The 19,603-nt window shown below is 64.9% G+C and carries 15 protein-coding genes and 1 tRNA gene; 15 read left to right on the forward strand and 1 reads right to left on the reverse strand.

All coding sequences use genetic code 11. From position 1 onward, the window contains the following. The first annotated feature begins 137 nt into the window (after positions 1-137). Together EKE94_RS18180 and EKE94_RS18185 are read left to right on the forward strand one after the other, a co-directional pair. Positions 138-1,112, forward strand: a complete 975-nt coding sequence (locus EKE94_RS18180) for a zinc transporter ZntB (protein ID WP_127908058.1) — start codon at positions 138-140, stop codon at positions 1,110-1,112. Between the two features lie 146 nt (positions 1,113-1,258). Next, a complete protein-coding gene (locus tag EKE94_RS18185) occupies positions 1,259-1,909 on the forward strand; it encodes a CatB-related O-acetyltransferase (protein WP_127908059.1) in 651 nt (216 codons plus the stop codon). Positions 1,910-1,979: 70 nt separating this feature from the next. Here EKE94_RS18185 and EKE94_RS18190 read toward each other — a convergent pair whose 3' ends face one another. After that, on the reverse strand, positions 1,980-2,474 hold the full coding sequence (locus tag EKE94_RS18190) for a DUF892 family protein (protein WP_127908060.1): 495 nt from the start codon (positions 2,472-2,474) through the stop codon (positions 1,980-1,982). Positions 2,475-2,596: 122 nt separating this feature from the next. Here EKE94_RS18190 and EKE94_RS18195 point away from each other — a divergent pair. From EKE94_RS18195 to fusA, 13 genes are all read left to right on the forward strand, one after another. Next, a tRNA-Trp gene (locus EKE94_RS18195) sits at positions 2,597-2,672 on the forward strand. Between the two features lie 117 nt (positions 2,673-2,789). Next, positions 2,790-2,990, forward strand: a complete 201-nt coding sequence (secE, locus tag EKE94_RS18200) for a preprotein translocase subunit SecE (protein WP_127908061.1) — start codon at positions 2,790-2,792, stop codon at positions 2,988-2,990. A gap of 173 nt (positions 2,991-3,163) precedes the next feature. Next, on the forward strand, positions 3,164-3,697 hold the full coding sequence (nusG, locus tag EKE94_RS18205; RefSeq protein ID WP_127908062.1) for a transcription termination/antitermination protein NusG: 534 nt from the start codon (positions 3,164-3,166) through the stop codon (positions 3,695-3,697). Between the two features lie 101 nt (positions 3,698-3,798). Further along, a complete protein-coding gene (gene rplK, locus EKE94_RS18210) occupies positions 3,799-4,248 on the forward strand; it encodes a 50S ribosomal protein L11 (RefSeq protein ID WP_127908063.1) in 450 nt (149 codons plus the stop codon). Continuing rightward, complete coding sequence (rplA, locus tag EKE94_RS18215) at positions 4,248-4,946, forward strand: 50S ribosomal protein L1 (protein ID WP_127908064.1); 699 nt, start codon at positions 4,248-4,250, stop codon at positions 4,944-4,946. The genes rplK and rplA overlap by 1 nt, the downstream gene beginning before the upstream one ends. A 295-nt stretch (positions 4,947-5,241) precedes the next feature. Beyond that, a complete protein-coding gene (rplJ, locus tag EKE94_RS18220; protein ID WP_127908065.1) occupies positions 5,242-5,760 on the forward strand; it encodes a 50S ribosomal protein L10 in 519 nt (172 codons plus the stop codon). Between the two features lie 60 nt (positions 5,761-5,820). Continuing rightward, on the forward strand, positions 5,821-6,201 hold the full coding sequence (gene rplL, locus EKE94_RS18225) for a 50S ribosomal protein L7/L12 (protein WP_127908066.1): 381 nt from the start codon (positions 5,821-5,823) through the stop codon (positions 6,199-6,201). Between the two features lie 245 nt (positions 6,202-6,446). Continuing rightward, entirely contained in the window at positions 6,447-10,583 is a 4,137-nt protein-coding gene (gene rpoB, locus EKE94_RS18230; RefSeq protein WP_127908067.1) for a DNA-directed RNA polymerase subunit beta, read from the forward strand. Between the two features lie 111 nt (positions 10,584-10,694). Next, positions 10,695-14,933 carry a DNA-directed RNA polymerase subunit beta' gene (gene rpoC, locus EKE94_RS18235; RefSeq protein ID WP_127908068.1) on the forward strand — a complete coding sequence of 1,413 codons (4,239 nt, stop codon included), beginning with the start codon at positions 10,695-10,697 and terminating at the stop codon, positions 14,931-14,933. Between the two features lie 229 nt (positions 14,934-15,162). Then, positions 15,163-16,071, forward strand: a complete 909-nt coding sequence (locus EKE94_RS18240) for a DMT family transporter (RefSeq protein ID WP_127908069.1) — start codon at positions 15,163-15,165, stop codon at positions 16,069-16,071. Between the two features lie 399 nt (positions 16,072-16,470). Further along, positions 16,471-16,842, forward strand: a complete 372-nt coding sequence (gene rpsL / locus EKE94_RS18245) for a 30S ribosomal protein S12 (protein ID WP_127908070.1) — start codon at positions 16,471-16,473, stop codon at positions 16,840-16,842. Positions 16,843-16,854: 12 nt separating this feature from the next. After that, positions 16,855-17,325 (forward strand): 30S ribosomal protein S7, encoded by a 471-nt coding sequence (gene rpsG / locus EKE94_RS18250; RefSeq protein ID WP_127908071.1) that lies wholly within the window; start codon positions 16,855-16,857, stop codon positions 17,323-17,325. A gap of 26 nt (positions 17,326-17,351) precedes the next feature. Beyond that, a complete protein-coding gene (fusA, locus tag EKE94_RS18255; RefSeq protein WP_127908072.1) occupies positions 17,352-19,493 on the forward strand; it encodes an elongation factor G in 2,142 nt (713 codons plus the stop codon). Positions 19,494-19,603 lie beyond the last annotated feature (110 nt).

Consider the following 19,603-nt stretch of genomic DNA (forward strand, 5'->3'; position numbering starts at 1 on the left):
AGGGGGTGCGTGCCTCGGCACGCGCCCGTCGCGAAGACCGATTGGGAAGGCGCCCGGCTGGTCCGGGCGCCTTTTCTTCTTTGCGGGCCTGCCGTTTCGCTCTGGCCGTGCCGGGTGGCGCGGCTATCTTGGCGGGCATGACACGCTGCATCCACTTTGCCTATGCCCTGGCCGGCGACACGCCCGGCCGCACCCTGACCGGCGACGACGAGATCGCCGATGCGCTTGCCGCGCCCGAACCCGCATGGATCCACATGCAGGCAGACGATGCCCGCACCCGCGACTGGATCGAGACGCATCTGGCCTACCTGCCCGAACCCGTCCGTGCCGCGCTGCTGGCCACCGATCCGCGCCCGCGCGCGGTCACGCATGGCGACGGGGTGCTGGTGATCCTGCGGGGCGTCAACCTCAACCCCGGGGCCGAACCCGAGGACATGATCTCGATCCGGCTCTGGGTGGCCGAGGGGCGCATCGTCTCGGTTTCGCTGCGCGAGCTTGCCTCGGTCCACGAAATGGCCGCGGCGATCGCGGCGGGGCAGGGGCCGCAGCGGGCCGGCACGCTGCTGTGCGACCTGGCCGAACGGTTGCAGGGCCGGATCGAGACCTACGTCCAGAACCTCGACGATCTGGGCGACCGGCTGGAGGTCGAGGTGCTGCAGCAACCCGGTCCCGAACTGCGCGCCACCGTCACCGACACCCGCGGCGAGATCGTCGACCTGCGCCGTTTCCTGCTGCCGCAGCGCGACGCGGCGGCGGCGCTGGCGCAAAGCCCGGCGCCGGTGCTGGACGACCACGACCGCCTGCGCCTGTCCGAGGTGCAAGACCGCCTGCTGCGCGCAGTCGAAGAGGTCGAGGGCCTGCGCGAACGCCTGGTCGTGGTAAAGGACGAGCTGACCACCGCCATGTCGGACCGCCTGAACCGCAACCTCTACCTGTTGTCGGTGATCTCGGCGGTGTTTCTGCCGCTGGGGGTGCTGACCGGGCTGATGGGGATCAACCTTGCCGGCATGCCGGGGGCAAACTGGCCGCCCGCCTTCTGGGTCTTTACCGGTCTTCTGTGCCTGATCCTAGCCGCGCAGGTCGCCCTGTTGCGACGATTGAACTGGCTCTGACCTCTGGACAGGAGGCGCGTGAACCCCCAATTTACCGGGACAACGCAGGAGACGGACCAATGGACCAGCACAGCATCTGACATCGCCCGCCGTGCCCGCAGGGGCACAGGCGCCGGTTCCCTTTCAGATTCGCGCGAGGTTCCTTTATGCCATTTCCTTCACCCCAGACGCGGACACCGCTGACGCTGCCCGATGGCAGCATCCACCCCGAAACCGTGTTCCTGAACCAGGTCATCGACCACCCGAACATCGAGATCGGCGATTACACCTACATGAGTGACCGCCGCGTGCCCGAGGACTGGGCCGCGGCACTTGCCCCCTATCTTTACCCCGGCGCGCCCGAGGCCCTGCGGATCGGCAAGTTTTGCCAGATCGCCCACGGGGTCGAGATCATCACCGCCTCGGCCAATCACAACAGCCGTGGGCTGACTGCCTATCCCTTTCCGATCTTCGCGCACGAGCTGATGGACTCCTACGGCGGCTTCCCCGCGGGCGCGGATACCGAGATCGGGCATGATGTCTGGATCGGGACCCGCGCGACGATCCTGCCCGGCGCGCGGATCGGGTCGGGCGCGATCATCGGTGCGGGCGCGGTGGTGGGCGGCGAGGTGCCCGACTATGCCGTCGTCGCAGGCAACCCGGCCCGTGTCGTGCGGCATCGCTTCACCCCCGACGAGGTGCGGCGCCTGCTGGCGCTGGCCTGGTGGGACTGGCCGATCGAGGCGATCCTGGCGCAGCTACCCGCGCTTGCGCAGGGTGACCTTGCCGCGCTGGAGGCCGGGCGCCCCGAGGCGTAGGCAACAAGAAGGGGCGGCGCCGTTACGGCGCCGCCCCTGACACTTTTTCGGGAATTGACTGGCCTGTGGATCAGGCAGCGGCCGCGTTCACCTTCTTTTCGGCGATGGCAGACATGTGGCGGTCGCCGTCATAGGACGCGTCGAGGCATTCCTTCAGGATCGCCGCATCGCCGTCGAGGCCCAGGCGGTTGGCGAAGGCCATCAGGCAACCATAGCCTGCGATGGCGTAGTGGCACATGCGCTGGTACTGCGTGATGATCATCGCGTCATGCGCGTCATCGTCGCCGAATTCCTGTTCCAGGCCGTGGGCGCGCGCTTCGCGGACGAGACCCTGCATGCCCTTGCAGAACTCGCCCTCGGGGTCGACGCCGTGGTCCTTGCAGAGGCTCTTGATCTTGTCGAGACCGTCGGCAATGCCGTTGTTCCCGGCAATCAGCGCCTTCGACAGCTCTTCGTTTTTCGCCGCGCGACCAAGCTCGGTCACGATCTCCATCGACTGGGCGTTTGCCGAGTGAATGTCCTGCAGCTGGTCGAGATAGACGTCTTTAAGGTTCTGGATGGCCATCACGGTCTCCTCTCTCGTTTGATATGATGCGTTTGGCCCGAGAACGCGACGGCCTCGGGGGTTGTTCCTCACGATTGCTGCTTGACCCTGCCGTGGTGCCGTCGTATCCGAGCCCCCGGCCTAGGGGTTTAGCTCAGTTGGTAGAGCATCGGTCTCCAAAACCGAGGGTCGTGGGTTCGAGTCCCTCAGCCCCTGCCAGTCCACCGTCATTTCCGGTCCTGCCAGCCCCGTTCCGGGGCGGAGCGTGGGCATGATGTCTTGAACTTGCGGGCGCAACCTCGTATCCCGCCACCGATCCGATCGAGGGAACCGATAATGGCCACCACCAATCCGCTTCAATTCGCCCAGCAGGTCCGGGCCGAGATCGCCAAGGTCGTCTGGCCGACCCGCCGCGAGGTGGTGCTGACCACCGTCATGGTGCTGATCATGGCGACGCTGACCGCGATCTTTTTCTTTCTCGTGGATTTCCTGATCCGCAACGGGCTGGTGGCGCTTCTGGGCTTTGTCGGCAGCTGACGCCGACGGCGTGGGCAAACGCAGGGCGCGCGGGCTTGCCATCCCCAAGCAGCGGCGCTATGCGGGGTCTCCAACTTGAAGGGGTGGCGTGCCGTGATTCGCACGCCCCTTTCGTTTTCGGCCGGCGTCATCGCGGCGTGCGGGCCGAGCAGCAGATAAGAAACGGGCAGGTCATGGCGAAACGGTGGTATTCAGTGAGCGTCCTCTCGAACTTCGAGAAGAAGATCGCCGAACAGATCCGCACGTCGGTGGCCGAAGCCGGGCTCGAGGACGAGATCGAAGAGGTCCTGGTTCCCACCGAAGAGGTGATCGAGATCCGGCGCGGCAAGAAGGTTCCGACCGAACGCCGCTTCATGCCCGGCTACGTGCTGGTGCGGATGGAGATGTCGGATCGCGGCTATCACCTGATCAACTCGATCAACCGCGTCACCGGCTTCCTGGGTCCCCAGGGCAAGCCGATGCCGATGCGCGACGCCGAGGTTCAGGCGATCCTCGGCCGGGTCGAAGAAGGCGAGGCCGCGCCGCGCACCCTGATCTCGTTCGATATCGGCGAGAAGGTGAATGTGACCGACGGGCCCTTCGAAGGGTTCGAGGGCATGGTCGAGGATGTCGACGACGACAACCAGCGGCTCAAGGTCACGGTGTCGATCTTCGGCCGGGCGACGCCGGTCGAACTGGAATACACTCAGGTCTCGAAAGGGGCCTGAGCCCGCACGTGGGAGGTGGACCCGGCCGCGGCCGGGGCGCCGGACCACGCAACGCAAGCCGCCCGGCGCGCCGGGTCAGGTGTTGAAGAAGGAGAGGCCCGATGGCCAAGAAGAAAGTCGGCAGCATGAAGCTGCAGATCAAGGCGGGGCAGGCGAACCCCTCGCCGCCCGTCGGTCCGGCGCTGGGTCAGCGCGGGATCAACATCATGGAATTCTGCAAGGCGTTCAACGCCAAGACGCAGGAACTGGAGCCCGGTGCGCCGTGCCCGACCGTGATCACCTACTACCAGGACAAATCCTTCACGATGGAAATCAAGACGCCGCCGGCGTCGTTCTTCCTCAAGAAGGCAGCGGGCCTGAAGCCGGTGGGCAAGCGGAACCGTCCGAAGGGGGCCACCACCCCCGGACGCGAAACCGTCGCGACGGTCACCGCCAAGCAGGTGCGTGAAATCGCCGAGGCCAAGATGAAGGACCTCAACGCGACGGATATCGAGGGCGCGATGAAGATCGTGCTCGGGTCGGCGAAATCCATGGGCATCGAGGTCAAGTAATGGCGAAGCTTGGTAAACGCATCCGCGCCGTCCGCGAAGCCGCGGCGGGCAAGGAAAACCTCAGCGTCGACGAGGCCGTCGCGCTGATCAAGTCCAACGCCAGCGCGAAGTTCGACGAAACCGTCGAGATCGCGATGAACCTCGGCGTCGATCCGCGTCACGCAGACCAGATGGTCCGCGGCACGGTGAACCTGCCCAACGGCACCGGCAAGACGGTGCGCGTGGCGGTCTTCGCCCGCGGTGCCAAGGCTGAAGAGGCGCAGGCCGCCGGGGCCGACATCGTCGGTGCCGAAGACCTGATGGAGCAGATCCAGGGTGGTCAGATCAACTTTGACCGCTGCATTGCCACGCCCGACATGATGCCGGTCGTCGGCCGTCTGGGCAAGATCCTGGGCCCTCGCAACCTGATGCCGAACCCCAAGGTCGGCACCGTGACGATGGACGTCAAGGACGCGATCGAGGCGGCCAAGGGCGGCCAGGTCCAGTTCAAGGCCGAGAAGGCCGGCGTGGTGCATGCCGGTGTCGGCAAGGCCTCCTTCGACGCCGCGAAGCTGGCCGAGAACGTGCGCGCCTTCGTCGACGCCGTCGCTAAGGCGAAGCCCGCAGGGGCCAAGGGCACGTACCTCAAGAAGGTCAGCCTCGCCTCGACGATGGGCGCGGGCGTGTCGGTCGACGTGACGGACGCCGTCGGCAGCTGATAACGAATTCCGGGCTTGTTCCCTTCGCGGGGCAGGCCGGATGGCAGGGCCGGAGCGATCCGGGCCTGTCCTGTCCGAGACGGAGGGTGGATGCGCGAGACGGCCCCGCAAGGGTCGGGCGAGCGGGTCGCTAAATCCTTCCTGAGATGGGGAACGAGACCAGTCCATGGGGCCAAGCGCCCTCGGGCGATCTTCTCGGGACCCTTCAAGCGGACCCGATGCCGGGCGGCGCCGCAGGGCACGACCGGCGAATACGAGCCGGAGGGGGAGACCTCTCCATACTTGGAGTGAAACTGTGGATAGAGCCCAGAAAGAGAAAGTGGTCGAGGAACTCGGCCAGATCTTCGAAAGCTCTGGCGTCGTGGTGATTGCTCACTACGCGGGTCTCACGGTTGCCGAAATGCAGGACCTTCGCGCGCGCATGCGTGACGCGGGGGGTGCCGTTCGCGTCGCCAAGAACAAGCTCGCCAAGATCGCCCTCGAGGGCCGGCCCACTGCTGAGATGGCCGACCTGCTGACGGGGATGACCGTTCTTTCCTACTCCGAAGACCCCGTGGCTGCTGCCAAGGTCGCGGAGGGCTATGCCAAGGACAACTCGAAGTTCGAGATCCTGGGCGGCGCCATGGGAGAGACGGTTCTGGACCGGGCCGGTGTCAAGTCGGTCTCCGAACTGCCGTCGCGTGATGAGCTTATCGCTTCCATCGCCGGCTGCATCGGGGCACCTGCTTCCAACATCGCCGGGGCCATTGGCGCGCCTGCTTCGAACATCGCGGGCATCCTGTCGACAATCGAGGAAAAGGCGGAAGCCGCCTGAGATTTCGCGTGGGGTTGATAACCCCGACGTTGGAACACATCTAGTTACGGAAACGGAAACATGGCTGATCTTAAGAAACTCGCCGAAGAGATCGTGGGTCTCACCCTTCTCGAAGCGCAAGAGCTGAAAACCATCCTCAAGGACGAATACGGCATCGAGCCCGCCGCCGGCGGCGCCGTGATGATGGCTGGTCCTGCCGGTGGCGACGCTGCCGCCGCCGAGGAAGAGAAGACCGAATTCGACGTGATCCTGAAGAGCGCCGGCGCTCAGAAGATCAACGTCATCAAAGAAGTCCGCGGCATCACCGGTCTTGGCCTGAAAGAAGCCAAGGAACTGGTCGAAGCCGGCGGCAAGGCCGTCAAAGAAGGCGTGTCCAAGGACGAAGCCGAAGAGATCAAGGGCAAGCTGGAAGCAGCTGGCGCCGAGGTCGAGGTCAAGTGACTGGACACCGGGCTTCGGTCCGGGTCTAAGGGAAAAACGGCCGGCTCCGGAGTGCGCTCCGGGGCTGGCCTTCCGCGTCATGGCGAGGGTCTTTGCGAAGACCTTCCCCAGGGCGCGGTTCCGGATCGGGCGGCGGCCTGTGGGAGGGCCGCCAGGGATTGACCCGGAACCCCCTGTTTCGAGAGCGTGCCCCCCGCGGCCCCGGCGGACGGTATGCTTGCGAAAGATGAAAGGTGCAAAGGCGCATGGCTTCGACCTATCTCGGCCAGAAACGACTCCGCAAATACTACGGCAAGATCAAGGAAGTCCTTGAGATGCCGAACCTCATCGAGGTTCAGAAAAGCTCCTACGACCTGTTTTTGCAGTCCGGCGACCAGCCCGAACCGCTTGACGGCGAAGGCATCAAGGGTGTGTTCCAGTCGGTCTTTCCGATCAAGGACTTCAACGAGACCGCCGTTCTCGAATTCGTGCGCTACGAGCTTGAGCGCCCGAAATACGACGTCGAGGAATGCCAGCAGCGCGACATGACCTACAGCGCGCCGCTGAAGGTCACGCTGCGCCTGATCGTCTTCGATGTCGACGAGGATACCGGCGCGAAGTCCGTCAAGGACATCAAGGAGCAGGACGTCTTCATGGGCGACATGCCCCTGATGACGCCGAACGGCACCTTCATCGTCAACGGCACCGAGCGGGTCATCGTTTCCCAGATGCACCGCAGCCCGGGCGTGTTCTTCGACCACGACAAGGGCAAGACCCATTCGTCGGGCAAGCTGCTTTTCGCATGCCGCATCATTCCGTACCGCGGCTCGTGGCTCGATTTCGAATTCGACGCCAAGGACCTTGTCTTCGCACGGATCGACCGCCGCCGGAAGCTTCCGGTGACGACCCTGCTCTATGCCCTCGGGCTGGACCAGGAGGCGATCATGGATGCCTACTACGACACGGTCGATTTCCGTTACGAGAAGAACAAGGGCTGGGTGACCAAGTTCTTCCCCGACCGCGTTCGTGGCACGCGGCCCGGCCATGACCTCGTGGACGCGGCCACCGGCGAAGTGATCGCCAAGGCAGGCGACAAGGTCACGCCGCGTACCGTCAAGAAGCTGAAGGACGAAGGCGCGGTCACCGAGCTTCTGGTGCCTTTCGACCAGATCATCGGCCGCTATGCCGCCCGCGACATCATCAACGAGGAAACCGGCGCGATCTATGTCGAGGCCGGGGACGAGCTGACGTGGGAGACCGACAAGGAAGGCGAGGTGACCGGCGGCACGCTCAAAGAGCTGATGGATGCCGGCGTCTCGGAGATCCCGGTTCTCGACATCGACAACATCAATGTCGGCCCCTACATCCGCAACACGGTCGCCGCGGACAAGAACATGAACCGCGACACCGCGCTCATGGACATCTACCGCGTCATGCGCCCGGGCGAGCCGCCCACGGTCGAGGCCGCGTCGAACCTGTTCGACACGCTTTTCTTCGACCCCGAGCGCTATGACCTGTCGGCCGTCGGCCGGGTCAAGATGAACATGCGCCTGAACCTCGATGCCGAGGATACCGTGCGTACGCTTCGGCGCGAGGACATCGTGTCCTGCATCAAGGCGCTGGTCGAACTGCGCGACGGGCGTGGCGAGATCGACGACATCGACCACCTCGGCAACCGCCGGGTGCGCTCGGTCGGCGAACTGATGGAGAACCAGTACCGCGTCGGCCTTCTGCGGATGGAGCGCGCGATCAAGGAGCGCATGTCGTCGGTCGAGATCGACACCGTCATGCCGCAGGACCTGATCAATGCGAAACCCGCGGCCGCGGCGGTGCGCGAATTCTTCGGCTCCAGCCAGCTGTCGCAGTTCATGGACCAGACCAACCCGCTGTCCGAGGTCACGCACAAGCGTCGGCTTTCGGCGCTTGGCCCCGGCGGTCTGACCCGCGAACGCGCCGGCTTCGAGGTGCGCGACGTCCACCCGACCCACTATGGCCGGATGTGCCCGATCGAAACGCCGGAAGGCCCGAACATCGGTCTCATCAACTCGCTCGCGACCTTTGCGCGGGTGAACAAGTACGGCTTTATCGAAACGCCCTATCGCACGGTGCGCGACGGACAGGTGACCGATGAGGTCAACTACATGTCCGCGACCGAAGAGATGCGGCACGTCGTGGCGCAGGCCAACGCGGAGCTCGATGACGGCGGCCGGTTCGTCCAGGAATTCGTGTCGACCCGCCAGTCGGGCGAATACACCCTTGCCCCGAACGAAACCGTCGACCTGATCGACGTGTCGCCGAAACAGCTGGTTTCCGTCGCGGCCTCGCTGATCCCGTTCCTCGAGAACGACGACGCCAACCGCGCTCTCATGGGCTCGAACATGCAACGTCAGGCCGTGCCGCTGCTGCAGGCCGAGGCGCCGTATGTGGGCACCGGGATCGAACACAAGGTGGCCGAGGATTCGGGCGCCGCGATCATGGCGCGCCGCGCCGGTGTCGTCGATCAGGTGGATGCCACGCGTATCGTCGTGCGGGCGACCGAAGATCTGGAACCGGGCGATCCCGGCGTCGACATCTATCGTCTGCGCAAGTTCCAGCGGTCGAACCAGAACACCTGCATCAACCAGAAGCCCCTGGTGAAGGTGGGCGACACGGTCGGCAAGAACGAGGTTGTGGCCGATGGTCCGTCGACGGACATGGGGGAACTGGCGCTCGGCAAGAACGTCGTCGTCGCCTTCATGCCGTGGAACGGGTACAACTACGAGGACTCGATCCTGATCTCCGAGCGGATCACCCGCGACGACGTCTTCACCTCGATCCACATCGAGGAATTCGAAGTCGCCGCCCGTGACACCAAGCTCGGGCCCGAGGAGATCACCCGCGACATCCCCAACGTCGGCGAGGAAGCCCTGCGCAACCTCGACGAGGCGGGCATCGTCTATATCGGGGCCGAGGTTGGTCCGGCCGATATCCTTGTCGGTAAGATCACGCCCAAGGGCGAAAGCCCGATGACGCCCGAGGAAAAGCTGCTTCGCGCGATCTTCGGCGAAAAGGCCAGCGACGTGCGCGACACCTCGCTGCGTCTGCCCCCGGGTGACTTCGGCACGATCGTCGAGGTGCGGATCTTCAACCGTCACGGCGTCGAAAAGGACGAGCGTGCGCTGCAGATCGAGCGGGAAGAGGTGGAACGCCTGTCGCGCGACCGCGACGACGAGCTGCACATCCTCGAGCGCAACATCTACCAGCGTCTGCGGACCATGATCCTCGGCAAGACCGCGGTGAAGGGGCCCAAGGGCGTGCGTCCGAACACCGAGATCACCGACGAGTTGCTCGAGACCCTCTCGCGCGGTCAGTGGTGGCAGCTGGCGCTCGGAGACGAGACCGAGGCCAGCCAGGTCGAGGCTCTGAACACCCAGTTCGACGCGCAGAAGCGCGCGCTCGACGCCCGTTTCGAGGACAAGGTCGAGAAGGTGCGCCGGGGCGACGACCTGCCGCCGGGCGTGATGAAGATGGTCAAGGTCTTCGTCGCGGTGAAGCGCAAGCTGCAGCCGGGCGACAAGATGGCCGGACGTCACGGCAACAAGGGCGTCATCTCGCGCGTCGTGCCGATGGAGGACATGCCGTTCCTCGCCGATGGCACGCCGGTCGACTTCTGCCTCAACCCGCTGGGCGTGCCGTCGCGCATGAACGTCGGCCAGATCCTCGAAACCCACATGGGCTGGGCCGCGCGCGGTCTGGGGATCAAGATCGACGATGCGCTCGGCGACTACCGCCGCTCGGGCGACCTGACCCCGGTCAAGGAAGCCATGCGTCTTGCCTATGGCGACGACGTCTGGGACGAGGGCCTTGAGTCGATGGACGAGAAGCAGCTGGTCGAGGCGGCGCAGAACGTCACCCGCGGCGTGCCGATCGCGACCCCGGTCTTCGACGGCGCGAAAGAGCCGGACGTCAACGACGCGCTGCGGCGTGCCGGTTTTGATGAATCCGGTCAGTCGGTGCTGTTCGACGGGCGGACGGGCGAGCAGTTCAGCCGCAAGGTCACCGTGGGCATGAAGTACCTGCTCAAGCTGCACCACCTCGTGGACGACAAGATCCACGCGCGCTCGACCGGGCCCTACAGCCTGGTCACCCAGCAGCCGCTGGGCGGCAAGGCGCAGTTCGGTGGACAGCGCTTCGGCGAGATGGAGGTCTGGGCGCTGGAAGCCTACGGCGCGGCCTACACCCTGCAGGAGATGCTGACGGTGAAGTCCGATGACGTGGCAGGCCGGACCAAGGTCTACGAAAGCATCGTGAAGGGCGAGGACAACTTCGAAGCCGGCGTGCCGGAATCGTTCAACGTGCTCGTCAAGGAGGTCCGGGGTCTGGGCCTCAACATGGAACTCCTGGACGCGGAGGACGAGGACTGACGGCTTTGACGGAAGGGCGGTGCATCTTCGGGTGCACCCCCATCCTCGGCGCCAAGGGATGCGCGGCTGCGCGCATCTCGTCCCCCCACGCCCGAACTTCGAGGTAACTCAATGAACCAGGAAATCACCAACAACCCGTTCAATCCGCTGACCCCGCCGAAGACCTTCGACGAGATCAAGATTTCGCTGGCCTCCCCGGAACGGATCCTCAGCTGGTCCTTCGGCGAGATCAAGAAGCCCGAAACGATCAACTACCGTACGTTCAAGCCCGAGCGTGACGGCCTGTTCTGCGCGCGCATCTTCGGTCCGATCAAGGACTACGAATGCCTGTGCGGCAAGTACAAGCGGATGAAGTATCGCGGCATCGTCTGCGAGAAATGCGGCGTCGAGGTGACGCTGCAGAAGGTCCGCCGCGAGCGGATGGGCCATATCGAGCTGGCCGCGCCCGTGGCCCACATCTGGTTCTTGAAATCGCTGCCCTCCCGGATCGGCCTCATGCTCGACATGACGCTGCGCGATCTCGAGCGGGTGCTGTATTTCGAGAACTACGTCGTGATCGAACCCGGCCTAACGGATCTTCAGTACGGTCAGATGATGACCGAGGAAGAATTCATGGATGCGCAGGACGCCTATGGCGCCGATGCGTTCCAGGCCAATATCGGTGCCGAGGCGATCCGCGAGATGCTCGCCATGATCGACCTTGAAGCCACGGCCGAACAGCTGCGCGCCGACCTCAAGGAGGCAACCGGCGAGCTGAAGCCCAAGAAGATCATCAAGCGCCTCAAGATCGTCGAGTCGTTCCTCGATTCCGGCAACCGCCCGGAGTGGATGATCATGACCGTGATCCCGGTCATCCCGCCCGAGCTGCGTCCGCTGGTGCCGCTGGACGGTGGCCGTTTCGCGACCTCGGACCTCAACGACCTCTATCGCCGGGTGATCAACCGGAACAACCGCCTCAAGCGGCTGATCGAGCTGCGCGCGCCGGACATCATCGTCCGCAACGAAAAGCGGATGCTTCAGGAATCCGTCGATGCGCTGTTCGACAACGGCCGTCGCGGCCGGGTCATCACCGGGGCCAACAAGCGTCCGCTGAAATCGCTCAGCGACATGCTGAAGGGCAAGCAGGGCCGGTTCCGCCAGAACCTTCTGGGCAAGCGGGTCGACTTCTCGGGCCGGTCCGTCATCGTGACGGGCCCGGAGCTCAAGCTGCACCAGTGCGGTCTGCCGAAGAAGATGGCTCTCGAACTCTTCAAGCCGTTCATCTACTCGCGGCTCGAGGCGAAGGGCCTGTCGTCCACCGTCAAGCAGGCCAAGAAGCTGGTCGAGAAAGAGCGTCCCGAGGTGTGGGACATCCTCGACGAGGTGATCCGCGAACACCCGGTGATGCTGAACCGGGCGCCGACGCTGCACCGTCTGGGCATCCAGGCGTTCGAACCCCAGCTGATCGAGGGCAAGGCGATCCAGCTTCACCCGCTGGTCTGCTCGGCCTTCAACGCCGACTTCGACGGCGACCAGATGGCCGTGCACGTCCCGCTGAGCCTCGAGGCCCAGCTGGAAGCGCGCGTCCTGATGATGTCGACGAACAACGTGCTGTCGCCGGCCAACGGCGCGCCGATCATCGTGCCGTCGCAGGATATGATCCTCGGCCTCTACTACATCACGATGATGCGTGAGGGCATGAAGGGCGAGGGCATGATGTTCTCGGACCTGGACGAGGTCATGCATGCCCTCGACGCGGGCGAAGTGCACATGCACGCCAAGATCACCGCGCGTCTTCCCCAGATCGACGAGGAAGGCCAGGAGGTCATGCGCCGGTTCGAGACGACGCCGGGCCGCGTGCGGGTCGGTGCGCTTCTGCCGCTGAACGCAAAGGCGCCGTTCGAGCTGGTCAACCGTCTTCTGCGCAAGAAGGAGGTGCAGCAGGTCATCGACACCGTCTACCGCTACTGCGGTCAGAAAGAGTCGGTCATCTTCTGCGACCAGATCATGTCGACGGGCTTCAAGGAGGCGTTCCGCGCGGGCATCTCCTTCGGCAAGGACGACATGGTCATCCCGGACTCGAAATGGCCGATCGTGGAAGAGACCCGCGAGCAGGTGAAGGATTTCGAGCAGCAGTACATGGACGGCCTGATCACCCAGGGCGAAAAGTACAACAAGGTCGTCGATGCCTGGTCGAAGTGTAACGACAAGGTCACCGAGGCGATGATGACGACCATCTCGACCCCGGGCGTGGATGCGAACGGCGCCGAGAACGAGCCGAACTCGGTCTACATGATGGCCCACTCGGGTGCGCGGGGCTCGGTCACGCAGATGAAGCAGCTGGGCGGCATGCGGGGCCTGATGGCCAAGCCGTCGGGCGAGATCATCGAGACGCCGATCATCTCGAACTTCAAGGAAGGCCTGACCGTGCTGGAGTACTTCAACTCCACCCACGGCGCGCGGAAGGGTCTGTCGGACACGGCGCTCAAGACCGCGAACTCGGGCTACCTGACGCGCCGCCTAGTCGACGTGGCGCAGGACTGCATCGTGCGTCAGCATGACTGCGGCACCGAAATGTCGATCACGGCCGAAGCGCAGGTCAACGATGGTGAAGTCGTCGCCAGCCTTGGCGAGCGTGTTCTGGGTCGCGTCGCGGCCGAGGACGTGTTCGTCCCCGGCACGGACGAGGTCATCGTGTCTAAGGACGAGCTGATCGACGAACGCAAGGCCGACACGATCGAGGCCCATGCGCTGCAGTCCATCCGCATCCGCTCGCCCCTGACCTGCGAGGCCGAGGAAGGCGTCTGCGCCATGTGCTATGGTCGCGACCTCGCACGCGGCACGCTGGTGAACCAGGGCGAAGCCGTGGGCATCATCGCGGCGCAGTCGATCGGTGAACCCGGCACCCAGCTGACGATGCGGACCTTCCACATCGGCGGCGTGGCGCAGGGTGGCTCGCAGTCGTTCCAGGAGGCCGGTCAGGAAGGCCGCGCGGAGTTCCGCAACGCCAACCTGCTGACCAACGACATCGGCGAAAAGATCGTCGTGGGCCGCAACATGCAGCTGGTCATCGTGGACGATCAGGATGTCGAACGCGCCAGCTTCAAGCTGGGCTACGGCACCAAGGTCTTCATCGAGGAAAACGCGCAGATCAAGCGCGGCGACAAGCTGTTCGAGTGGGACCCCTACACCCTGCCGATCATCGCCGAAAAGGCGGGGACGGCGCGGTTCGTCGACCTCATCACCGGCCTGTCGGTGCGGGACGAGACCGACGACGCCACCGGCATGACCCAGAAGATCGTCAGCGACTGGCGGTCGGTGCCGAAGGGCGGCGATCTCAAGCCCGAGATCCTGATCATCGGCGAAGACGGCGAGCCGGTGCGCAACGAGCAGGGCAACCCGGTGCACTACCCGATGTCGGTGGATGCGATCCTGTCGATCGAGGAAGGTCAGCAGATCAAGGTCGGCGACGTCGTGGCGCGGATCCCGCGCGAAGGCGCCAAGACGAAGGACATCACCGGCGGTCTGCCGCGGGTGGCGGAACTCTTCGAGGCGCGTCGTCCCAAGGACCACGCCATCATCGCCGAGGCCGACGGCTACGTGAAGTTCGGGCGCGACTACAAGAACAAGCGCCGGATCGCCATCGTGCCTGCCGAAGAGGGGCTTGAGCCCGTCGAGTACATGGTGCCCAAGGGCAAGCACATCCCGGTGGTCGAAGGCGACTTCGTCCAGAAGGGTGACTTCATCATGGACGGCAACCCGGCGCCGCACGACATCCTGTCGATCATGGGTGTCGAGGCATTGGCGAACTACATGATCAACGAGGTGCAGGAGGTCTATCGTCTGCAGGGCGTGAAGATCAACGACAAGCACATCGAGGTCATCGTGCGCCAGATGCTGCAGAAGTGGGAGATCCTCGACAGCGGCGAAACGACCCTTCTGAAGGGCGAGAACGTCGACAAGGCCGAGTTCGACGAGGCCAACGCCAAGGCCGTGTCGAAGGGCGGGCGTCCCGCACAGGGCGAACCGATCCTGCTGGGCATCACCAAGGCGTCGCTGCAGACCCGCAGCTTCATCTCGGCGGCGTCGTTCCAGGAAACGACCCGCGTGCTGACCGAAGCCTCGGTGCAGGGCAAGCGCGACAAGCTTGTCGGCCTGAAGGAGAACGTCATCGTCGGCCGGCTGATCCCGGCGGGCACCGGTGGCGCGACCCAGCAGGTGCGGCGCGTGGCGGCCGAGCGGGATCTCAAGATCCTCAAGGCCAACCAGGCCGAGGCCGAGGCCGCCGCGGCGCTGGCTGCGCCGAGCGAAGAGCCGATGGACGAAGGGGCCGCCGCCGACATGGCCGCGACGCCGGAAAGCCACGACTGATCCGGGCGCACCCCGCAAGCACATCAGGCCGGCCCCAACGGGGGCCGGCCTTTTTCGTTTCCGGGCCCCGGGGTGCCCGCACCAAGCCATCGGCGGCCCGGCCTCCCCCATGCCCGGACTCGCCGGGCACGCCATACGTCACCTCCTCCCGCCGGGCCGCGGTCTATGGTCACGGGCGCGCGAGGGTGCTACCGCGGTTCCGGACGAGGACGTCTGAAAGGCCCGGCCCATGGTCAGTGACAACACCCGCGGCGCGCTTTTGATGGCGGGCAGCATGACGGCCTTCACGTTGAACGACACGCTGATGAAGACGCTCGCGGGCGAGGTGCCGTTCTTCCAGGCGGTGTTCCTGCGCGGGGTCGCCACGCTGGTGCTGATGGTCGCGATCGCGCCGCTTTTCGGCGGGCTGCGCCTGCGGCTGTCACGGCGGGACTGGAGGCTCGTGGTCCTGCGGTCGCTGGCCGAGGTCGCCTCGGCCTATTTCTTCATCACCGCGCTTTACAACATGCCGCTCGCCAATGTTTCGGCGATCCTCCAGGCGCTGCCGCTGACCGTGACCCTGGCCGGCGCCCTGATCTTCGGCGAGGCCGTGGGCTGGCGGCGCCTGGGGGCGATCCTGGTGGGCTTCGCGGGCGTGCTGCTGATCGTGCGACCGGGGACCGAGGGCTTCACGATCTACTCGGTCTATGCCCTGCTGGCCGTGGCCTTCGTCACCGTGCGGGACCTGACCGCCCGACGTATGTCGCGCGAGGTGCCGTCGTTCACGGTCGCGATCTCGGCCGCCGTCGCGGTGACGGTCTTCATGGGAGCGGGGTCGGTCTTCGTCGACTGGGCGCCCATGGGGGTGGGTGCGCTGCTCGCCGGGTTCGGCGCGTCGGTCTTTGTGATCGCGGGCTACCTGTGCTCGGTCGCGGCGATGCGGGTCGGAGAGATCGGGGCGGTGGCCCCGTTCCGCTATACCTCGCTTCTGGTGGCGCTGGTCCTGGGCTTTCTGGTCTTCGGCGACTGGCCGGCGACGCCCACGCTGATCGGCGGCGCGCTGGTGGTGGCCACCGGGCTCTTTACCCTCTACAGGGAGCGTGCCCGCGCCGCCGCGCCATCGGCTGTGTCGCGTCCGGCGCCGCTGCGTATCCGCTAGGCGGGCAGGGGGCCGCTACCGCTCCGGGACACGCCCGCAGACGTCCCGCGGCCGTCCTGGTGGCGTGCAGCGGGCGGGCAGGGGGGGCGCCCGGGTAAGGTGCTGTTGACACCCCCTGCGACTCCCTTTATACGGCGCCCACTCACGTGGCTGGGATCGGTCCTGGCCCGTGGCTTTAAAGAACGAAGTGGTCACGATCCGGCCGGTCAAACGGCCCGATCCTCTGAAGACCCGCCGCGGGCTCCCGGTTGTGGAGCCATGCGGTTTTTGCGCTTTGCGGACGCGTAAGGCGTGCAGAGACGAGATAAAGCCGGGGCCGCGTGCGTGCCCCATGACAAAGCGTCCGCGATCCGCGCGGGCCCGAGACATGAAGTGTTGCAACACGGGGATACGACCGGAATGCCAACGATCCAACAGCTGATCCGCAAGCCGCGGCAGCCCAAGCCTCAACGCTCGAAGTCCATGCACCTCGAGAGCTGCCCGCAGAAGCGTGGCGTCTGCACGCGCGTCTACACGACGACGCCGAAGAAGCCGAACTCGGCCATGCGGAAGGTCGCCAAGGTGCGCCTGACCAATGGCTACGAGGTGATCAGCTACATCCCCGGTGAAAGCCACAACCTGCAGGAACACTCGGTGGTCCTGATCCGTGGCGGCCGGGTGAAAGACCTTCCCGGTGTGCGCTATCACATTCTGCGCGGCGTGCTCGACACGCAGGGCGTCAAGGATCGGAAACAGCGCCGGTCGAAATATGGCGCCAAGCGCCCGAAGTAAGAGGAACGACAGATGTCCCGCCGTCACGCTGCCGAGAAGCGCGAAATTCTCCCCGACGCCAAGTACGGCGACCGGGTTCTGACGAAGTTCATGAACAACCTCATGGTCGACGGCAAGAAAGCCGTCGCCGAGCGCATCGTCTACAACGCTTTCGACCGTGTCGAAGGGCGTCTGAAGAAAGCGCCGGTCGAGGTGTTCCACGAGGCGCTCGACAACATCAAGCCCTCGGTCGAGGTCCGGTCGCGCCGCGTCGGCGGTGCCACCTACCAGGTCCCGGTCGAGGTGCGCCCTGAGCGCCGCGAGGCCCTGGCCCTGCGCTGGCTCATCGATGCCTGCCGCAAGCGCAATGAAAACACCATGGAAGAGCGCCTTGCAGGCGAGCTTGCCGACGCCGTCAACGGCCGTGGCACCGCGGTGAAGAAGCGCGAAGACACCCACAAGATGGCCGATGCCAACAAGGCGTTCAGCCACTACCGCTGGTAAACCAATCCTAGCCTGAGGATTCTCTCATGCCCCGCGACTATTCACTCGGCCGCTACCGCAACTTCGGTATCATGGCCCACATCGACGCCGGTAAGACGACCTGTACCGAGCGGATCCTGTTCTACACCGGCAAGTCCCACAAGATCGGCGAAGTCCACGACGGCGCCGCGACCATGGACTGGATGGAGCAGGAGCAAGAACGGGGCATCACCATCACCTCGGCTGCGACGACCACGATGTGGTTCCGCACCGAAGATGGCGCGACTCCGACCGGCATCTACGGCGACACGCCTGCCGAAGCGTCGTTCCGCTTCAACATCATCGACACCCCCGGCCACGTCGACTTCACCATCGAAGTCGAGCGGTCGCTGGCCGTGCTTGACGGTGCGATCTGCGTGCTCGACGCCAACGCCGGTGTCGAACCCCAGACCGAAACCGTGTGGCGTCAGGCCGACCGCTACAAGGTGCCGCGCATCGTGTTCGTCAACAAGATGGACAAGATCGGCGCCGACTTCTTCAACTGCGTCCGGATGATCAAGGACCGCACGGGCGCCCAGCCCGCGCCGATCCAGTTCCCGATCGGTGAAGAAGACAAGCTGGAAGGCATCGTCGACCTCGTCACCATGCAGGAATGGGTGTGGCTCGCCGAAGACCTCGGCGCCTCCTGGGTTGTCCGCGACATCCGTCCCGAACTGCAGGACAAGGCCAACGAGATGCGCGCCGAGCTCATCGAACTTGCCGTCGAGCAGGACGACGAGGCGATGGAAGCCTATCTTGACGGTACCGAGCCCGACCTGCCGAAACTGCGCGAGCTGATCCGCAAGGGTACGCTGTCGATGTCCTTCGTTCCGATCCTCGCCGGCTCGGCGTTCAAGAACAAGGGCGTGCAGCCGCTTCTGAACGCGGTCATCGACTACCTGCCCGGTCCGCTGGACGTGCCCGCCTACATGGGCTTCTCGCCGGACGACGAGACCGAGACGCGGGATATCGCGCGCTCGGCCGATGACGAGCAGCCGTTTGCCGGCCTGGCGTTCAAGATCATGAACGACCCCTTCGTCGGCTCGCTGACCTTCACCCGCATCTACTCGGGCACGCTGTCCAAGGGCGACTCGGTCATCAACTCGACCAAGGGCAAGCGGGAACGCATCGGGCGCATGATGATGATGCACTCGAACAACCGCGAAGAGATCGAGAACGCCTATGCCGGCGACATCATCGCGTTGGCCGGCCTGAAGGAAACCACCACCGGCGACACGCTTTGCGATGTCAACAAGCAGGTGGTTCTGGAAACCATGACCTTCCCCGATCCGGTCATCGAGATCGCGGTCGAGCCCAAGACCAAGGCCGACCAGGAAAAGATGTCCGCAGGCCTGCAGCGTCTCGCGGCCGAAGATCCGTCCTTCCGCGTCGAAACCGACCTCGAGTCCGGTCAGACGATCATGAAGGGCATGGGCGAACTTCACCTCGATATCCTGGTCGACCGCCTCAAGCGGGAGTTCAAGGTCGAGGCGAACATCGGCGCGCCGCAGGTGGCCTATCGCGAGACCATCAAGCAGCAGATCAACCACACCTACACGCACAAGAAGCAGTCGGGTGGGTCGGGTCAGTTCGCCGAGGTCCAGCTTGAGATCACTCCGACCGAGCCGGGCGAAGGCTACTCGTTCGAATCCCGTATCGTCGGCGGCACGGTTCCGAAGGAATACGTTCCCGGCGTCGAAAAGGGGATCAAGTCGGTCATGGACTCCGGTCCGCTGGCGGGCTTCCCGGTCATCGACTTCAAGGTCGCCCTGGTTGACGGCAAGTATCACGACGTGGACTCCAGCGTTCTCGCCTTCGAGATCGCCAGCCGCATGTGCATGCGCGAAGGCCTTCGCAAGGCCGGTGCCCAGCTGCTGGAACCGATCATGAAGGTCGAGGTCATCACGCCCGAGGAATACACCGGGTCGGTGATTGGCGATCTGACGTCGCGCCGGGGCCAGGTTCAGGGTCAGGACACGCGCGGCAACGCCAACGTGATCGAAGCCTTCGTTCCGCTGGCGAACATGTTCGGCTACATCAACAACCTGCGCTCGATGTCCTCGGGCCGTGCGCAGTTCACGATGCAGTTCGACCATTACGAACCCGTGCCGCAGAACATCTCGGAAGAGATCCAAGCGAAATACGCATAAACGGGGCGGCGGGGTGTGATCCCCGCCCTACCCACCATCCGTAGGGCGGACCACGTCCGCCGCACCCCGAAGACGACAGGAGGCCATCATGGCGAAGGCAAAATTCGAAC

The sequence above is a fragment of the Mesobaculum littorinae genome, assembly GCF_004011175.1.
GTDB lineage: Bacteria > Pseudomonadota > Alphaproteobacteria > Rhodobacterales > Rhodobacteraceae > Tranquillimonas > Tranquillimonas littorinae.

Coding starts and splice junctions, on each gene's coding strand:
- rpoC (WP_127908068.1), top strand. CDS start 10,695: ATGAACCAGGAAATCACCAACAACCCGTTCAATCCGCTGACCCCGCCG.
- EKE94_RS18180 (WP_127908058.1), top strand. CDS start 138: ATGACACGCTGCATCCACTTTGCCTATGCCCTGGCCGGCGACACGCCC.
- rpsL (WP_127908070.1), top strand. CDS start 16,471: ATGCCAACGATCCAACAGCTGATCCGCAAGCCGCGGCAGCCCAAGCCT.
- rplL (WP_127908066.1), top strand. CDS start 5,821: ATGGCTGATCTTAAGAAACTCGCCGAAGAGATCGTGGGTCTCACCCTT.
- rpsG (WP_127908071.1), top strand. CDS start 16,855: ATGTCCCGCCGTCACGCTGCCGAGAAGCGCGAAATTCTCCCCGACGCC.
- rplA (WP_127908064.1), top strand. CDS start 4,248: ATGGCGAAGCTTGGTAAACGCATCCGCGCCGTCCGCGAAGCCGCGGCG.
- EKE94_RS18185 (WP_127908059.1), top strand. CDS start 1,259: ATGCCATTTCCTTCACCCCAGACGCGGACACCGCTGACGCTGCCCGAT.
- fusA (WP_127908072.1), top strand. CDS start 17,352: ATGCCCCGCGACTATTCACTCGGCCGCTACCGCAACTTCGGTATCATG.
- EKE94_RS18190 (WP_127908060.1), bottom strand. CDS start 2,474: ATGGCCATCCAGAACCTTAAAGACGTCTATCTCGACCAGCTGCAGGAC.
- rplK (WP_127908063.1), top strand. CDS start 3,799: ATGGCCAAGAAGAAAGTCGGCAGCATGAAGCTGCAGATCAAGGCGGGG.
- secE (WP_127908061.1), top strand. CDS start 2,790: ATGGCCACCACCAATCCGCTTCAATTCGCCCAGCAGGTCCGGGCCGAG.
- rpoB (WP_127908067.1), top strand. CDS start 6,447: ATGGCTTCGACCTATCTCGGCCAGAAACGACTCCGCAAATACTACGGC.
- nusG (WP_127908062.1), top strand. CDS start 3,164: ATGGCGAAACGGTGGTATTCAGTGAGCGTCCTCTCGAACTTCGAGAAG.
- EKE94_RS18240 (WP_127908069.1), top strand. CDS start 15,163: ATGGTCAGTGACAACACCCGCGGCGCGCTTTTGATGGCGGGCAGCATG.